This window comes from Aquimarina atlantica (assembly GCF_000626715.1).
GTDB classification, from domain to species: domain Bacteria; phylum Bacteroidota; class Bacteroidia; order Flavobacteriales; family Flavobacteriaceae; genus Aquimarina; species Aquimarina atlantica.
In genome coordinates this window covers 842,677-859,851 of sequence record NZ_AQRA01000001.1, presented here as the reverse complement: position 1 = coordinate 859,851, position 17,175 = coordinate 842,677, and the positions used below count along the sequence as shown (strand labels likewise).

Sequence of the window (17,175 nt, the reverse complement as noted above, 5' to 3'; positions counted from 1 at the left end):
ATGGTTGTAAAAAAGAATACCATATCCGATCTAGATATGGTATTATATGAAATTGTATAGGGGGGGTTAAAACCTGGCAATGGTATAATTTATTTGACTAGTTTTACAACTTTGTCTACAACTTTCTTCACTTGGACATCTACCATTAATAGCTGCACTTGCAGTTCCATAACCCCCAGAGATTGTATTTAAACTATTAAGTTTAGAGATTTTAAATTTTTCTATAGTAAGTTTTTTTGTGTTGAGTGATTTTTTTTTCATGACGTTTATGTTTCTGTTATTTTGTGAGTTGGTAATGTATGTAAAAACCATTGTTTTTGAATGGAAAAATTATTTACATTACACGGAATTCTGGAATTTCGTGTTTTTTACAAGCGTTGATAGCCCTAAATAGATAGGGTTTTTTTATCACTTTTCACTTTTCTTAGTTCTTTAATAAAATAAGAAGGTTTTATCTTTACCTGTTTATAAAAGGCGTTAGAAAAAGTCTCGGCACTGTTATATCCAAATTCACTAGCGATAGCTTTTATGGTGAACTTTTGTAGCATAACATTCTCCTGTAATTCTTTTACAGCATAGGTGATCCGTAACTCATTTAGATAGCTGGTAAAACTTTTGTTTTTATAATGATTTATCACTCGCGACAAGTATTTAACATTGGTTTCTATATCATCTGCCAGAGATTGAGAACTTACTCCAACATTTAAAAAATCATGGTTTTCTTCAAACTCAGCCAGCTTACTCAGTATATAAGTTACATGTTTTTCAGGAACTTTTAAATCTGGGCTTTTCGTAGATTTAATCTCTTGATTTGAGTGAGGTGTACGTGTATTTGATTTAGAATCGATAATTAGCTGTTCGAACCTAATTTTGTACAATCGCCTTTTTCGATACTGATAGAAGATAAGCCCCCCAGAAATTAGTAAAAGTATTCCCGAAATCAATAATCCCGAAATATAAGTATCATTATTTTTATTTAGTTTTTTTATGATGGCCTGTTGCTCCTCAATGAGTAGCGGAATATCATAGTCTTCTTTTACTTTTCTACTAATAAAAATCTGATCATTTAAATAGTTATTAAGAACAGTATTTAGTTTGTTTAGGTACTTGTTTTGATTTTGTAAATCATCAATCTGTTTGTAATAATCCTTTAAGTACTCATAAGTTTTAACATGTTTATATTGAGGAGTAGACTTTAATGTCTCTAATATAGAATCTGTTTTTATAAAATAATGTTTTGCTTTTTCTATACTATTAAGCTTATGATATGATTGGCCAAGATAAAAATAACTATCAAGTGTATTTGAATTATCTTGAAGTTTTAATATTGTAGGGAGTGCTCTATAAATACTATCTATAGCAGCGGAATATTCTTTTTTCTCGTATTGATTAATACCTTCACAAAGCACAAAATAAGATTTCATAGTTGTTCCATAAGAGTCCTTGATTTCTTTAGTTTTATTATACCCCAAATGATTATAATATGTAGCAGAGTCATATTTTTTAAGACCTATATACGTTTCAGAAATTGCATGTAGTGCAAATAAATATCTAAATATATATTCCTCATTATTTTTATAAAATTCAGCACAATCTTTAAAAATATGTATTGCCTTTTCTTTTTCATCTAGATGCTCACTTTTTACAATACCCATGTAATATCTTATCCTATATTGTAATGTAATATTATTGCTTTTTTTTGCTAGTTTTTGGGATTCATTTAGATTGTCTAAAGCTTTTTCAATATTTCTTTTTGCAAACAAAAAGAATTGTGCTTTTTTCAAATATGCTTTTGCAGGATATTCTTTTAATGAATGATTTTTAGTGTAGGTAATAATACTGTCCAGATGCTTTATTTTGTTAATACCCGTTGTTAAAGAAAAATGAAGTTCATATCCTTCAATAATTTTTATAGTATCTAAATTTTTCTTTGCTTTTTCTATATAAACCTTCAAAATCTTTTTTGCGTTTACAGAATCTACATTACGATTTTCTAAAAAAAGATTTTGTAACTCTTTATAACTTTTTTGCTGTAATGAATCTGTATAGTGTTGCGCCTTTAATGAGGTTGGGATAAAAAGAAATTGCAGTAAAAAACAATATATAAAAAACCTATACATAATATTTTTTTGAAGGAACATTTATTTTAGAGCAATATGCTGGTGCTATTCACAAAAATAGCATTATTTTTATTGGTCGAGTAGATTGCAATATAAATCATATAGTATTATAAAAAAATGAAAATAGATCTTAGAAGTGATACCATTACCAAACCTACTCCAGAAATGCTTGCTGCTATGATGGGTGCAGAGGTAGGGGATGATGTGTATAAAGAAGACCCTACAGTAAATGCATTAGAAGAAAAAGTAGCACAAATGTTTGGTAAAGATACTGCATTGTTTTTCCCTTCAGGAAGTATGGCCAATCAGGCTGCTATCAAATTGCACACACAACCAGGTGAACAATTGATAGCTGATAAATATGCTCATGTATATAATTATGAAGGAGGAGGAGTTTCTTTTAATAGTGGTGTGTCATGCAAATTACTAGATGGCCATAGAGGAATGGTTACAGCAGAACAGGTAGAAGCAGCAATTAATCCACCAGATTTTTATCATAGTCCGTTAACCAGTTTGGTATGTATAGAGAATACGACCAATAAAGGAGGCGGAGCCTGTTATGATTTTGAAGAAATTAAAAAAATTAAACATATATGTGATCAGCATCATCTTGGATATCATTTGGATGGGGCACGATTATGGAATGCTCTTGTAGCCAAAAATGAAAATACTACACAATATGGAGAAGTTTTTGATTCGATCTCTGTTTGTTTAAGCAAAGGCCTGGGAGCACCAATAGGATCTGTTTTAGTTGGTAATAGCGATATTATGGAACATGCCATTCGTATCAGAAAAATATTAGGAGGAGGAATGCGCCAATTAGGATATTTGGCAGCTGCTGGATTATATGCTATAGAACATCATATTGACCGATTAGCAGAAGACCATAAAAGAGCCAAAGAAATTGGAGAAGTATTAGAAAAGTTACCTTTTGTAAAACAGGTCGAACCTATAGATACCAATATAGTCATATTTGTTATAGATGGTAATGAAGAAGAATTTATTACAGAAATGGCATCAAAAAATGTTCATTTTTATGGAATGGGGCAAGGTAAATTAAGACTTGTAACACATTTGGAGTACACTCAAGAAAAACATGAGTACTTCTTAGAACTATTAACTTCAATTACTTTGAATAAAAATAAAGCTGCTCATGTATAATGAACAGCTTTATTTATAAACACTTAAAAAATTAAATTTCTTTAGTATCGGCACCCGGTGCATTTTCTTTAACCGAATTGATGCCATTTTCCATTCCAGATTCAGAAGCATACATCTGACTACTACCTATTACCTGGCCATTACCTGCTTTTAGGTTAAAATAGAATTTACCATTTTTTGCTGTCTTACGCTCATATCTTCCATCTTCAGATGCATTTTTCTTAACCGATGCAATTCCGTTTTCTGCAGCAGATTTACTATTGTAAACCTCACTACTTAAGATAACTTGTCCGTTTTTAGCTTTTAAGGTAAAATGATAGCTAGACCCTTCCTTATTTTTGAGTTCAAACATATTGTCAGATTTTAGTTAATTTTTTAGCTTTTGTTAAAATTATAGAATTAAAAGGAGAAAGAAAAATATTAAAATAGCTAACTGCATTTTTTTAAAGTCCAACACCCTTTAATTAGTGACAAGACTATTTAAATAAATCCATCCCGGGGATATTTGGCATACCTTCTTTAGCAACTGCAGCCAATTCTGTTTCATTAACCTGTGTTGCTTTTTCGATAGCCTTATTTAAAGTTAAAATTAAATAATCCTCTAGCTGTTCCTTATCTTCTAATAGTTGATCAGATATAGCAATTTTTTTAACTTCTCGATTTGCGGTGAGCGTAATTTTAAGTAAACCATCAGAACTTTCTTCATCTACCAAAACGGTATTTAATCTTTCTTTAGTTTCCTCTACTTTTTTCTGGGTTTCCTTTAATTTACCCATCATCCCCATCATATCTCCAAACATGTGTACGTGTTTTTAAAGTTTATAAATACAAAATTAGTACTTTGGCTGTTAATAAACTAACAAGATTATTATGAAAACTTCATTCATTATATTCTTATTATCTCTTATTTTCGCAACTTCTTGTAAATAAAATACCATGACGACATTGGATTCTAAAGTTCAACCTCCTGTAGTAGCTAAAAAACCAACAAATCTAGAAAAACATGATGATGTACGTGTTGATAACTATTTTTGGCTAAATGATCGTGAAAACCAGGAAGTAATTGATTATTTAGAGCGAGAGAATGCCTATAATGATAAGATGACTGCTCATACAAAGAAGTTTCGCGAACATCTTTTTGAAGAAATGAAAAGCCGTATCAAAGAGGATGATTCTTCGGTTCCGTATAAATTAAACGGATATTGGTATTTAACTCGTTTTGAAAAAGGAAAAGATTACCCAATATACTCCAGAAAAAAAGAAAGCCTTGATGCAGAAGAAGAAATTCTCTTTGATTGTAATAAAGAAGCCGAAGGGCATAGTTATTATAGATTATCCGGGCTTAGTATCAGCCCTGATAATAAGCTTGCTGCATTTGGTGTAGATACAGTAAGTAGGCGTAAATATACCATACGCATAAAAAATCTTGTAACTGGGGAAATATATCCAGAAACTATAGAAACAACAACCGGTGGTAGTACCTGGGCTACAGATAGTAAAACTTTATTTTATACCAAAAAAGATAATGAAACATTACGATCTAATAAGATTTACAGGCATGTTCTGGGGACCTCAGTATCAGATGATGTAGAGATTTATAATGAAAAAGATGACACCTTTTCTACATTTGTTTATAAAACCAAATCTAAAAAATACCTCGTAATAGGATCAAGTAGTACGCTAACTTCAGAATATAGAATTTTAAGAGCCGATGATCCTACAGGGGAATTTAAAATTTTTCAGCCAAGAATAAGAGGAGTAGAGTATGGAATAGCACATTATGATGATCATTTCTATGTGTTAACCAATGCAGATGAAGCTACTAATTTTAAGCTAATGAAGGTACCTGAGGATAATACTGCTAAAGAAAACTGGAGAGATGTCATACCGCACCGAAAAGATGTTTTACTAGAAGATGTAGAGATTTTTAAAGAGTATTTAGTTATTAGTGAGCGTAATAATGGTTTAAACAAGATTAATATCAAAAGATGGGACGGTACTGCTAATTATTACCTTCCTTTTGATAATGAAACCTATACCGCTTATGTAAGTACAAACCCTGATTTTGATACCAAAAGCCTAAGATATTCATATAATTCTCTTACTACTCCTAATTCGGTAATTGATTTTGATATGGAATCTAAGGAGAAAGAAGTAAAGAAAGAACAAGAAGTCCTTGGCGGTAAATTTGATAAAAGTGATTATATTTCAGAAAGAGTATGGGCAACAGCCGGGGATGGAACTAGGATTCCTATTTCTTTAATATATAAAAGAGGATTACAAAAGGATAGAAGTAACCCATTATTACAATATGGTTATGGTTCTTATGGATCAACCATAGATCCTTATTTTTCTACGGCTAGATTAAGTTTACTGGATAGAGGATTTATTTACGCAATTGCCCACATAAGAGGAAGTGAGTACCTGGGACGATCCTGGTATGAAGATGGAAAACTTCTTAAAAAGAAAAATACGTTTACAGATTTTATCGATTGTTCAAAGTCTTTAATAGCACAAGGATATACTTCTGCTAATCATTTATATGCAATGGGAGGTTCTGCAGGAGGATTATTAATGGGAGCAATAGTAAATATGGCTCCAGAACTATATAATGGGGTAGTAGCATCTGTACCTTTTGTAGATGTTGTAAGTACAATGCTTGATGATAGTATTCCTTTAACTACAGGAGAATACGATGAATGGGGTAATCCTAATGAAGAAGAATATTATACATATATGAAATCATATTCTCCTTATGATAATGTTGTAGCTCAGGAATATCCTAATATGTTAGTAAATACAGGTTTACATGATTCTCAGGTGCAATATTGGGAACCAGCAAAATGGGTAGCAAAATTAAGAGAGTTAAAGACAGATAAGAATTTATTACTATTACATACAAATATGGAAGCCGGACATGGAGGAGCCTCAGGAAGATTTGAAGCACTTAAAGAAGTGGCAGAAGAATATGCCTTTTTGTTAGATTTAGAAGGTATCCAAGAGTAATTAAAAAAAATAATGTAACTTCGTACCGTTTTTGTAACAGTTAGTGGACCCCCATTTTATTCCACAAATCTGTAAAACACAATTATATGAGAGAAGAAATTAGGGCTTATAATAATGTTTTAGAGCTTATTGGCGATACCCCGCTTATAAAACTAAACAGAATTATGAACGACTTTCCGGGAAATTACTACGCAAAAGTAGAATCTTTTAACCCGGGACACTCCACCAAAGATAGAATTGCACTTTACATTATAGAAGAAGCAGAAAGAAAAGGTATTCTTAAACCTGGTGATACCATTATTGAAACAACAAGTGGTAATACAGGCTTTAGTTTAGCGATGGTTAGCGTGATCAAAGGCTACGATTGCATTCTTGCTGTTAGTTCTAAATCCTCTAAGGATAAGATAGCAATGCTTAAGAATATGGGAGCAAAGGTGTATGTATGCCCTGCCCATGTAAGTGCAGATGATCCAAGATCTTATTATCAGGTGGCAAAAAGACTTCATGAAGAAATAAAAGGATCTGTATATATAAATCAATATTTTAACGAATTAAATATTGACGCCCATTATAATTCTACAGGACCAGAAATTTGGGAGCAAACTAATGGTAAGCTCACACATTTTATAGCATGTTGCGGAACTGGAGGAACTATTTCTGGTACTGCAAGGTTTTTGAAAGAAAAAAATAGTAATGTACGTGTATTGGGAGTCGATGCCTACGGATCGGTTATAAAGAAATATCACGAAACCAGAGAATTTGATGAGGAAGAAATATATCCTTATAGAATTGAAGGTCTGGGTAAAAACCTAATCCCTACCGCAACAGATTTTGATGTTATTGATAAGTTTGAAAAGGTTAGTGATGAGGATAGTGCGCATACTGCTAGAGAATTAGTGAAAAAAGAAGGCCTGTTTTTGGGATACACAAGTGGAGCAGCTATACAGGGAGTAAAACAACTTGCAGAGCAAGGTGAATTTGATGAAAATAGTAATGTTATTATTATTCTTCCTGATCATGGATCACGATATATGAGTAAAGTATTTAGTGATGATTGGATGACAGAACAAGGATTCTTTGATAGCAAAAATGAAATTGATGCAACAAAAGTGCAGTTCATTAAATAAAAAAATATAAACTAGAATGATAAACATCCCGAAAATATCGGGATGTTTTTTTTGATATAATTTTCACAATACCGTTCTTATTTGTTTGATTGTTGATATCAATTTTATTTATTAAATTACATGAAATCATTAAAATACTTATGGTTCATTGTGTAGTAGATTTTGTAAAGTGTTAAAATAGCACTTTATAAAAGTGAAATTGAATATAATTATGTCATCAAATCAATTTTCCGTATTTTCGCACACTTATAAGAAACAATTTTTTGATAAATGAGAGATTTATTTGATAAGATTTATAAAGACAAAGGACCATTAGGAAAGTGGGCGGATCAGGCAGAAGGATATTTTGTTTTTCCTAAACTAGAAGGGCCTATATCAAATAGAATGAGGTTTCAAGGGAGAGAAGTAATTACCTGGAGTATCAATGACTATTTGGGATTAGCAAATAAAGAAGAAGTTCGTAAGGTAGATGCAGAGGCAGCAGCAACTTACGGATCTGCATATCCCATGGGAGCCAGGATGATGAGTGGTCATACAGATCTTCATGAACAATTACAAGATGAATTAGCAGAGTTTGTCGATAAAGAAGCAGCATATTTATTAAATTTTGGATACCAGGGAATGGTTTCTACAATTGATGCACTCGTAAGTAAAGATGATATTATTGTATACGATGTAGATGCACATGCTTGTATTATTGATGGAGTACGATTACATCAAGGACAGCGATATACGTATCGACATAATGATATAGAAAGTATTGATAAGAACTTGATGAGAGCTACCAAAATGGCACAAAAGACAGGAGGAGGGATTTTACTGATTTCTGAAGGTGTTTTTGGAATGCGAGGAGAGCAAGGAAGATTAAAAGAAATTGTAGCTTTAAAAGAAAAGTACAACTTTAGATTGTTTGTTGATGATGCACATGGATTTGGTACATTAGGAGCAACAGGAGCAGGAACAGGTGAGGAGCAAGGCGTTCAGGATCAAATCGATGTATACTTTGCTACTTTTGCTAAATCTATGGCGAGTACAGGAGCATTTATTGCAGCAGATCAAGAGATTATAGATTATTTAAAATATAATTTGCGTTCTCAAATGTTTGCAAAATCATTACAAATGCAATTGGTAGTAGGAGCCCTTAAGCGTTTAGATATGCTTAGAACAATGCCCGAACTAAAAGCTAAGCTATGGCAGAATGTAAATAATTTGCAGAATGGACTTAGAGAAAGAGGCTTTGATTTAGGAACTACACAAAGTTGTGTAACACCAGTGTATCTAAAAGGAAGTATTCCTGAAGCTATGGCTCTGGTAAAAGATCTTAGAGAAAATTATGGAATTTTCTGCTCTATTGTAGTATATCCGGTTATACCAAAAGGATTGATACTATTGAGGTTAATTCCTACAGCCTCTCATACTTTAGAGGATATAGAAGAAACACTTAATGCATTTTCTGCTATACGAGAACGATTAGAAAACGGAACTTATAAACGTATGTCTGCTGCTGTTGCTGCAGCAATGGGTGAATAAGTTGCTTACATAATAATATATAAAAAATCCGCTAAGAATAATTAGCGGATTTTTTTATTTTTTGGAGATCATTATATTTATTTACAATAATGTCTGTCAAATACACACTTTCCATTTTCACAACGACATTTTCCGTCAAGCCTTTCAGCACAATTTAGGAGTAGACAGATATCCGGACCTCGATAACTTCCTATAATAGTTGTCTGTTCTTGTTTTTTTAGCCTTTTTACTCCGTTTACATTCAAAATGTTTTTTAACATGATTAATAAGGTTTTAAGAATTTGAAAATTCTGATTTTTTTAAAGACACTCAGACTTTATGTCAAAATTTTGTATCTACTTACACAAATAGAAATGTTGGTTTTTTATAAAAATAGACAAAACTTAAAAGGAAAATGTAAACTGTAGGTTGTTTAACGATATATTAATAACCTTAAATATAAAATTAAGACAACAACAATCCTAACACATCAATATGTAGATAAAAATAAGCTGGGGATTAAATGTTTTTTCTAAACGTTCGTCTCATCTTATGTTGTTCATGCTCATAACCATTCCAGAGGGCTTGGATTGCTTTATTTTCTTCAAGTTCGGGATTCGTTTCTACAACTTCGATCCCATTACGAAGAAAAGCTTCATTCATTTCTTTAAAGATAAGTGCAGTCACTCCTTTATTTTGGTATTCTGGATCAACTCCTATAAGATAAAAAGCCGCTGTATCATTTCTGCGCTGTGCTTTTAGAATATGTAAAAATCTTAGCGGGTATACTTTACCATTCATTTTTTTCAAAGCCTTAGAAAATGAAGGCATTACGATCGAGAATGCTATAAGCTTTCCTGTTTTATCAGCAATGCAGGTAATATACTCGGGATTTAGATAGGGTAAGTATTTTTTCTTATACATATCTATCTGGTACTGCTGTATAGGAACAAAAGTTTGTAAGCTGCTATAGGTTTTGTTTAACAGATCAAACATGTCATCAGCATACTGAAGTATTTCTTTACTTTTTTTGAACTTAAGAAGCTTAAGCTGATAGCGTTCTTTAATTACCTCAGCAAATTTTATGACCTTTTCTTTTGTCTTTTTCGGAACTCTTATTTTGTATTCTACCCATGTAGCAGCTGGTTCAAAATTAAGTTGCTCCATATGTTTTGAATAGTAAGGGTAATTATACCAGGTAATCATGGTATTTAACTCTTCGAATCCTTTAATTAGAATTCCTGCTTTATCCATATTCGAAAAACCTACAGGGCCTTCCATATATTCTAAACCATGTTGAGTACCATATTCTGAAACTTTTTCTAACAATGCTTTAGTTACTTCAATATCATCAATCACATCAAACCATCCAAAGCGTACTTTTGGTTTTTTTTGTTCGTTTACTTCGATCCAATTTATAATTGCTGCGATTCTCCCTACTATAGTATCGCCTTTGTAAGCTAAGAAATATTTTGCATCAGAGTTTCTAAAAACAGGATTTTTCTTTGGATTCATCACATCTACTTCTTCTTTGATAATAGAAGGCACATAGTATGGGGAATCTTTATATAATTCAAAAGGAAATTTAACAAACGTTGTTAAATCTCCTTTTGAAGTAATTTCTTTAATCGTAATCATATATCATCTCTAATTCATCACAAATATATAATCCTTTTATTAAATATTATGATTGCATACAGATCATTTTAGTAATTATTGCATTAGATTCTTTATTTGGGTGCTTTAAAGAGTTTTATTCCTGCTTTTTATACTAATTACTGATCTATTTTTTCTAATTCTTTATCTAGATCCGAATCATCGGTTTTATTATCCTTTTCTTCTTTGTTTTTACGCTTTTGTTCTTCTTTTTTTCTTTTCTTCTCTTCTTTTTGACGTCTTTTTTCCTCTTTTCTTCTTCTTTTTTCTTCTTCTTTTTTGGCTTTTTCTTGCTCCTTTTGATACTTTTCATATTCAGCATCTACATCTTCCTCTTCTTTTTGCTTTTCTTCTTCTTTTTTCTCTTCCTTGTCTTGAGTATCAGAATCTAACTCTTTTTCCATTTTTTCGAGTTCCTGAAGCTCTTTATCTATATCTTGCAACTCTTGATCTACACCTTGTTCTTTCTCCATTTTATCTAATTCGGCATCAATATCATCGATCATTTTTTGCTTTTCTTTCTCTGCCTGGATTTCAGCTTTTTCAGCTTTTCTGGCTTCTTTTGCCTCACGTTTTAGACGTCTGGCTTCTTCTTTTCTAAATTTCTTATCTTCTTTTTTAGCTATTTTCTCATTTTCAATACGCTCACGTTCTAATCGCTCTTCTGTTCGTCTTTGATCAAGGTCGTTTTCGATTGCTTCTCTGAAACCGTCGTCTTCAAAATCATTAACAAACGGAGTTTTTCTCAATTTAAGACTATCGTTTTCTATTTCTTCACCTTCTTCGAGTTCATCAAATCCATCTTGTTCTTCTTCTTCGTTCTCTCCTTCATTCTCATTTTCTTTTTTCTCTCCTTCTTTAATACCACCTTCTAATCCAGGTTGCTCGATGATCTCATCTTTGGTATGCCAATCAAATCGATAGGATGCTCCAAAACTAAAGGTAAAAATAGAAGGAGTATCCTTAAAATTAAAAGCAATGTTTGCATCCAGTTGTAAATCTTTATTGTAGAGATATGCTCCCCCTAGTCTAAGAATATTATCGCTATAAAAATCACTTTTTTGCCCTTGGTATTCTCCAAAAGCAGCCCATTTTTCATTTATTGTATGAGTAGAAGTAATGATCCAACCGATAATCGGATCATCTGTTGTTACTTTATCGACAATTAAATTAGTCACCAATACCCAGTTTCCGTTCATACTGGTGGTCCAGTTATTCTGGGTCATTAAAACAATCTTTGGGCTAAAGGTATCATCATTAGGTGCAGTAAAAGGGTTGTCTTTTGATACAAAATTGGCTCCTACATAAGCAGAAACCGCAGGAATTAAGCTTTTCCACTTAAACCTGTAACGCTCTTTCCAGCTTTTTAATTCATCATAATTAGTAGAATCTTTTTTTGGTCTCTTATATGGATCGTAAATTAAATATTTTGCACCAATCGTATTTACCTCAAAGTTACTTCTCTTTATTTTTTCTTCATTACCTCCAATAGTTTGTTTTACCCCATCGGCTCTAAATGTACCATTTAGTCTAAGTTCTAATTGTTCTATTAATAGGCCATATCGTACAGAATAATCTAACTTAAAAACATTTGTCTTTGTATTAAGAAGTTTATGTTTTTCTTTTCCAAAGCCAAAACCACCTTCTAATTGTAAAACATTATTACCCACCGAGAAAGCACCCTGTGATGTACCGGGTCTATTGGTATTGATCTTCTCGGTATATTGTGCAGAAACCGTTAGGGTACATAGAAATGTGATAATTAATAACAGAATAGACTTAGGGTACATACTCAATAGATTTGGTTCAAATATAGCAGATTTTATCATTTTTTTAGGACTGTCTACATGTAATTGTATACAGAGTTCATTATTTTTGAAAAAAAATGTTATGCAGGAAGCATCACTACAAGGGGTATTAAAGATAATTCTCATTATAATCTTAGTATATTATGGACTAAAGATAATAACGCGGTTATTTGGTCCTCTATTGCTTAGATATGTTACAAAGAAAGCAGGAGAGAAATTTAAACAGCAATTTGATCAATATCAACAACCCCGGCAGTCTACAGAAGGTGAGGTAACTATTGAAAAAAAATCGAAACAAAATTATTCTAATAAAGATGTAGGAGAATATATCGATTATGAGGAAATTGATTAATTTGGCTCTTTATTAGTAAACTCACACACATCATGTCTTTAATTAAAAGATTTTTACCTCATATTCTTGTCGTTTTAGGTTTTGTAATAGTCTCATTAGCTTATTTTAACCCAGTATTAAGTGGGAAAATGCTTTATCAGAGTGATATAAAGCTATACCAGAGTGTGGCAAAACAACAAAACGATTATCGAACTAATACCGGTAAAGAAACCTATTGGAATAATTCTGCTTTCGGAGGAATGCCCACTTATCAATTAGGAGCAAGATTTCCACATGATTATATGGATAAATTGGATCGCTTGATTCGTTTTTTACCCAGACCAGCAGATTATCTTTTTCTTTATTTGCTTTGCTTTTATATCCTGATGCTTGTAATGCGTATCCCATGGAAAATTGCAATTTTAGGAGCATTAGCCTTTGGGTTTTCTACGTATTTGATTATTATAATAGGAGTAGGGCATAATTCTAAAGCACATGCAATTGCATACTTTCCGTTAGTTCTTTCAGGAATTATAATGGTTTTTCAGAAAAGATATGTTTGGGGATTTTTATTGACAGCATTGGCTATGGGTTTAGAAATACAAGCCAATCATTATCAGATGACCTATTACCTGGGATTACTTACTATAGTTATGGGAGTAGCTTATTTTGTTGATGCTATACGAAAAAAAGAAATTCCACATTTTTTTAAATCTGTAGGTACATTGGTACTAGCTGTGCTATTAGGATTGGCGACAAATGCAACAACTTTATTATCTACATCAGAATATGTTGATACTAGTATTAGAGGTAAAAACTTATTAGCAGAAACTACAGCAACTTCTTCAGAAAAGAATGGATTAGATTATGAATATATTACAGAATACAGTTACGGTAAATTAGAATCACTAAACCTTTTTGTTCCCAAATTAATGGGATTAGGTAGAGCTTCTGATTTGGGTACAGATTCTGCTTTTTATCAAAAATTGATTGAATTAGGACAACCAAGAGAGCAAGTTAATTATTATGCTAAAGTTACAGGGCTATATTGGGGAGAACAACCTTTTGTAGAAGCTCCTCCGTATTTAGGAATAACAGTAGTGTTTTTAGCTCTTTTAGGATTGTTGTTGGTTAAAGGAAGGCTTCGCTGGTGGCTGCTGGCAGGAATGATATTATCACTCGCATTAAGTTGGGGTAAGAATTTAGAATTTCTAACACGATTTTTTATTGATTATGTACCTTTTTATAATAAGTTTAGAGCAGTATCAAGTATTCAGGTTATCTTAGAATTACTAATACCTATTGCTGCTGTTTTTGGATTGCATCGATTCTTTAATGATAAACTATCTATTGAAGAAAGACAAAAGAAATTTTTAATTTCGCTAGGAGTTTTTGGAGGATTGTGTTTGCTTTTTTGGCTGTTTGGAGGAAGCTTATTTAGTTTCAAGTCCTCTTCAGAAGTTCGATTAGGAATTGAGCAACCCGCTATTTTTGATGCTATCAAAGAAGATCGAATTGCAATCATGAAAAGTGATAGTTTGCGTTCGCTTTTGTTTATAATTTTAATGGGAGGTGTCCTTTGGTTTAGTTTAAAGAAAAAGTTTTCAGAAAATATTACCCTTATTGCATTAGGAGTGCTAATTCTAATAGATTTGGTTACTGTAGATAGGCGTAGTGTCGATAATGACGGTTTTATCTCTAAGAGAGAATACAGAAATTACTTTCAACCAACAGCGGTCGATAAAGAAATTCTAAAAGACGAATCTTATTTTAGAGTATTAGACCAGGCTAGAGGTTTTAATAATTCACATACGAATTACTTCTTTAATTCTGTTAATGGGTATACTGCGGTACGTCCCAGAAAAATGGAAGATCTTTATTTTGGCCATATTGCCAAAGGTAATCTGGAAGTAATTAATATGCTTAACGTAAAATATGTAATTCAACAAAACAAAGAAGGACAATTAGACGTTCAGCAAAACCCTTCAAGTAATGGAGCGGCCTGGTTTGTCGAAGAACTAAAATTTGTAGACAATTATAAAAAGGAATTTGAATCCTTAAATACTATAGATACCAAAAAGACGGCGGTTATTAGAAAAGAGTATCAAGCAGATTTAGAAGGCTTTATTCCTAAAAAAGATAGTATTTCTACGGTGTCAATTTCTAAGACTCAGCCTAATCATCTGGCTTATAATGTTTATGCAGCTAATCCAGGTTTTATTGTCTTTTCTGAAACATATTATAAGGATGGTTGGAATGCATATATTGATGGGGAAACTACACCTATTTATCCGGTAGACTATATGTTAAGAGGTCTAAAAGTACCGGCAGGAAAACACTCGATAGAATTTAAATTCGAACCTCAGGTTGTAAAAACAGGAAGTACTATTACACTTACAAGTTCTATTCTTTTTGTTTTATTGATACTAGGCGGATTGTATTTTCAATATAAGAAAACGGGGAGTTTGCTATCTTTAACCAAAGAAGATAAGTAAGGTATATCGTGAAGGTTCTGATCGTTACATATTATTGGCCACCTGCAGGAGGTCCTGGAGTACAGCGATGGCTTAAGTTTGTTAAGTATTTTAGAGATTTTGATATAGAACCAATAGTATATGCACCTAAGAACCCTACATATCCTTTAGAAGATATTTCTTTATTATCTGAAATTCCTGAAGGAATAGAAGTACTAAAACAACCTATTTTCGAACCTTATCGTTTTGCACAGCTTTTTTCTAAAAAAGAAACCAAAACAATAAGTAAAGGTATTATTGCTGGTGCAGCAAAGCAATCTTTTATACAGCGATTGCTATTGTATATACGTGGTAATTTTTTTATTCCCGATGCCCGTAAGTTCTGGGTAAAACCTTCGATTACCTATTTACAGAAATATGTTTCAGAACATAAAATTAATGTCGTAATTACTACAGGTCCACCTCACAGTATACATTTGATAGGGAAGGAGTTGAAAAAACATACAGGAGTAAAATGGCTTGCTGATTTTAGAGATCCCTGGACTACTATTGGATATCATGACAAGCTGAAACTTACAAAGCGATCTATGCAAAAGCATATATCTATGGAAAAAGAGGTATTGAATACCGCAGATCATATTGTTGTTACCAGTTTTACGACAGAAAAGGAATTTAGAGCTATTGCTGCTGAAACTCCAATTTCTGTAATTACTAATGGCTATGATAAAGAATCGATTCCTGAAACCGTTTTGGATACTACATTTACTATTTCGCATATAGGATCGTTATTGTCTGGCAGAAACCCAAAGAATCTTTGGAAAGCCTTATATGATTTAACTGAGGAAAATAAAGCATTTTCATCAGCATTTCGATTACAATTAGTAGGAGCCGTTAGTAATGATGTATTATCCTCTATAGAAGAAGCAGGACTGTCTGATTTCTTGGTGTTAAAAGGATATGTACCACATACAGAAGCTATCCAAATTCAAAGAAGTTCACAGGTTTTACTATTGATTGAAATCGATAGTAAAGATACCCGATGTATAATACCGGGTAAATTGTTTGAATATATGGTATCTACAAGACCTACTATTGCAGTTGGCCCTAAAGGGGCAGATGTGTCCAGGCTTATTTTTGAAACAAATTCGGGTATTTTTTTTGAGTACCAAGAATATGATAGAATAAAAGCACAAATACTTGAATATTTTGTTCAGTTTCAAGAAGGAACATTAGCATCTCATGTTATCGGAATAGGAAAGTATAGTAGAAAGGAGTTAACCAGAGCAATGACAAATACGATAAAAGCAATGGTTGATGATGAATAGATTTGATCTTGCTTGATTTTAATTATTATATAACTAATTGTTATACTTCTTTATAATTTCCTCTTTACTATTTACCTGTAGTTTTTCATAGATATTCCTAGTATGAGTTTTTATGGTATTAATAGAGACATTAAGCTCTTTGCCAATAGAGGCATAGCTTTTGCCTTTGGCAAGTAGTTGTAAAACACTATTTTCTCTGTCAGACAAATCTTTTTCTTTAGGAGAAACAAAAGATTCTACCACTTTTCGGGCAATTAAAGCACTCATTGGGGCTCCTCCGCGATATGCTTCATCTAAAGCAGTAATCAACTCATCGGGTTCGGTATTTTTAGTTAAATATCCAATAGCTCCTGCACATAAAGCATCAAAAATATATTTTGTATCGTTGTGTACCGTAATAATTATAGATAAAAGATCAGGTTTGATATCTTTCATTTTTTTTAATCCTTCAATCCCATTTATCCCAGGGAGTTGTATATCAATAAGCGCTATATCTGGGTTATCGTTTTTTAGGTTTAAAATAGCTTCTTCACAATTATCATAAGCACCGATTGTATAAAAGTTTTTGGTCTCATCGATAATCTCTTTATAAGAGTCGAGTAAAACTCTATTATCTTCAATAATTAGTATTTTTATTTTCGAATTCATTATTGATTTT

14 protein-coding genes are annotated in these 17,175 nt (G+C 32.2%); 7 read left to right on the top strand and 7 right to left on the bottom strand.

Features of this window, described 5'->3' with window-relative positions; genetic code table 11:
* Positions 1-66 precede the first annotated feature (66 nt).
* Both ATO12_RS03835 and ATO12_RS03830 read right to left on the bottom strand, forming a co-directional pair.
* Positions 67-261 carry a hypothetical protein gene (locus ATO12_RS03835; RefSeq protein WP_034238792.1) on the bottom strand — a complete coding sequence of 65 codons (195 nt, stop codon included), beginning with the start codon at positions 259-261 and terminating at the stop codon, positions 67-69.
* A gap of 125 nt (positions 262-386) precedes the next feature.
* Entirely contained in the window at positions 387-2,120 is a 1,734-nt protein-coding gene (locus ATO12_RS03830) for a helix-turn-helix domain-containing protein (protein ID WP_165583325.1), read from the bottom strand.
* 117 nt (positions 2,121-2,237) lie between these two features.
* Here ATO12_RS03830 and ATO12_RS03825 point away from each other — a divergent pair, with 117 nt between their 5' ends.
* Positions 2,238-3,281, top strand: a complete 1,044-nt coding sequence (locus ATO12_RS03825) for a threonine aldolase family protein (RefSeq protein ID WP_034238789.1) — start codon at positions 2,238-2,240, stop codon at positions 3,279-3,281.
* A gap of 31 nt (positions 3,282-3,312) precedes the next feature.
* Here the strand turns inward: ATO12_RS03825 and ATO12_RS03820 are convergent, their stop codons facing one another.
* Positions 3,313-3,633: a YegP family protein gene (locus ATO12_RS03820; RefSeq protein ID WP_025668015.1), complete on the bottom strand. Its 321-nt coding sequence runs from the start codon at positions 3,631-3,633 to the stop codon at positions 3,313-3,315.
* Between the two features lie 124 nt (positions 3,634-3,757).
* Positions 3,758-4,081, bottom strand: coding sequence for a YbaB/EbfC family nucleoid-associated protein (locus ATO12_RS03815; RefSeq protein ID WP_034238786.1), 324 nt, complete (start codon positions 4,079-4,081; stop codon positions 3,758-3,760).
* Between the two features lie 136 nt (positions 4,082-4,217).
* Here ATO12_RS03815 and ATO12_RS03810 point away from each other — a divergent pair, with 136 nt between their 5' ends.
* The 3 genes from ATO12_RS03810 to ATO12_RS03800 all read left to right on the top strand — a co-directional run bounded on the left by ATO12_RS03810 (position 4,218) and on the right by ATO12_RS03800 (position 8,944).
* The gene (locus ATO12_RS03810) at positions 4,218-6,287 is read left to right on the top strand and encodes a S9 family peptidase (RefSeq protein ID WP_034238780.1); all 2,070 of its coding nucleotides are present in this window, start codon (positions 4,218-4,220) and stop codon (positions 6,285-6,287) included.
* An 86-nt stretch (positions 6,288-6,373) separates the two neighbouring features.
* Positions 6,374-7,414, top strand: coding sequence for a PLP-dependent cysteine synthase family protein (locus tag ATO12_RS03805; protein WP_034238777.1), 1,041 nt, complete (start codon positions 6,374-6,376; stop codon positions 7,412-7,414).
* 270 nt (positions 7,415-7,684) lie between these two features.
* Positions 7,685-8,944 carry an aminotransferase class I/II-fold pyridoxal phosphate-dependent enzyme gene (locus ATO12_RS03800; RefSeq protein WP_034238775.1) on the top strand — a complete coding sequence of 420 codons (1,260 nt, stop codon included), beginning with the start codon at positions 7,685-7,687 and terminating at the stop codon, positions 8,942-8,944.
* A 498-nt stretch (positions 8,945-9,442) separates the two neighbouring features.
* Here the strand turns inward: ATO12_RS03800 and ATO12_RS03795 are convergent, their stop codons facing one another.
* Positions 9,443-10,561 (bottom strand): GNAT family N-acetyltransferase, encoded by a 1,119-nt coding sequence (locus ATO12_RS03795; protein ID WP_034238773.1) that lies wholly within the window; start codon positions 10,559-10,561, stop codon positions 9,443-9,445.
* Positions 10,562-10,698: 137 nt separating this feature from the next.
* Positions 10,699-12,408 (bottom strand): transporter, encoded by a 1,710-nt coding sequence (locus tag ATO12_RS25640; protein WP_051575593.1) that lies wholly within the window; start codon positions 12,406-12,408, stop codon positions 10,699-10,701.
* Between the two features lie 61 nt (positions 12,409-12,469).
* Between ATO12_RS25640 and ATO12_RS03785 the strand changes: the two genes are divergently transcribed.
* From ATO12_RS03785 to ATO12_RS03775, 3 genes are read left to right on the top strand one after another with little or no spacing between them, the layout of a single operon-like run.
* Positions 12,470-12,739, top strand: a complete 270-nt coding sequence (locus ATO12_RS03785; RefSeq protein ID WP_025668024.1) for a DUF4834 family protein — start codon at positions 12,470-12,472, stop codon at positions 12,737-12,739.
* 32 nt (positions 12,740-12,771) lie between these two features.
* Positions 12,772-15,213 (top strand): YfhO family protein, encoded by a 2,442-nt coding sequence (locus ATO12_RS03780; RefSeq protein WP_051575592.1) that lies wholly within the window; start codon positions 12,772-12,774, stop codon positions 15,211-15,213.
* A 5-nt stretch (positions 15,214-15,218) separates the two neighbouring features.
* The gene (locus ATO12_RS03775; RefSeq protein ID WP_034238769.1) at positions 15,219-16,517 is read left to right on the top strand and encodes a glycosyltransferase family 4 protein; all 1,299 of its coding nucleotides are present in this window, start codon (positions 15,219-15,221) and stop codon (positions 16,515-16,517) included.
* Positions 16,518-16,550: 33 nt separating this feature from the next.
* On the opposite strand, the gene ATO12_RS03770 is transcribed toward ATO12_RS03775, so the two are convergent.
* Complete coding sequence (locus ATO12_RS03770; RefSeq protein WP_034238766.1) at positions 16,551-17,165, bottom strand: response regulator; 615 nt, start codon at positions 17,163-17,165, stop codon at positions 16,551-16,553.
* Positions 17,166-17,175 lie beyond the last annotated feature (10 nt).

Bases quoted from the DNA above. Each gene is read 5' to 3' on its own strand.
- ATO12_RS03835 (WP_034238792.1), bottom strand. From the start codon at position 261: ATGAAAAAAAAATCACTCAACACAAAAAAACTTACTATAGAAAAATTT.
- ATO12_RS03830 (WP_165583325.1), bottom strand. From the start codon at position 2,120: ATGTATAGGTTTTTTATATATTGTTTTTTACTGCAATTTCTTTTTATC.
- ATO12_RS03825 (WP_034238789.1), top strand. From the start codon at position 2,238: ATGAAAATAGATCTTAGAAGTGATACCATTACCAAACCTACTCCAGAA.
- ATO12_RS03820 (WP_025668015.1), bottom strand. From the start codon at position 3,633: ATGTTTGAACTCAAAAATAAGGAAGGGTCTAGCTATCATTTTACCTTA.
- ATO12_RS03815 (WP_034238786.1), bottom strand. From the start codon at position 4,081: ATGTTTGGAGATATGATGGGGATGATGGGTAAATTAAAGGAAACCCAG.
- ATO12_RS03810 (WP_034238780.1), top strand. From the start codon at position 4,218: ATGACGACATTGGATTCTAAAGTTCAACCTCCTGTAGTAGCTAAAAAA.
- ATO12_RS03805 (WP_034238777.1), top strand. From the start codon at position 6,374: ATGAGAGAAGAAATTAGGGCTTATAATAATGTTTTAGAGCTTATTGGC.
- ATO12_RS03800 (WP_034238775.1), top strand. From the start codon at position 7,685: ATGAGAGATTTATTTGATAAGATTTATAAAGACAAAGGACCATTAGGA.
- ATO12_RS03795 (WP_034238773.1), bottom strand. From the start codon at position 10,561: ATGATTACGATTAAAGAAATTACTTCAAAAGGAGATTTAACAACGTTT.
- ATO12_RS25640 (WP_051575593.1), bottom strand. From the start codon at position 12,408: ATGATAAAATCTGCTATATTTGAACCAAATCTATTGAGTATGTACCCT.
- ATO12_RS03785 (WP_025668024.1), top strand. From the start codon at position 12,470: ATGCAGGAAGCATCACTACAAGGGGTATTAAAGATAATTCTCATTATA.
- ATO12_RS03780 (WP_051575592.1), top strand. From the start codon at position 12,772: ATGTCTTTAATTAAAAGATTTTTACCTCATATTCTTGTCGTTTTAGGT.
- ATO12_RS03770 (WP_034238766.1), bottom strand. From the start codon at position 17,165: ATGAATTCGAAAATAAAAATACTAATTATTGAAGATAATAGAGTTTTA.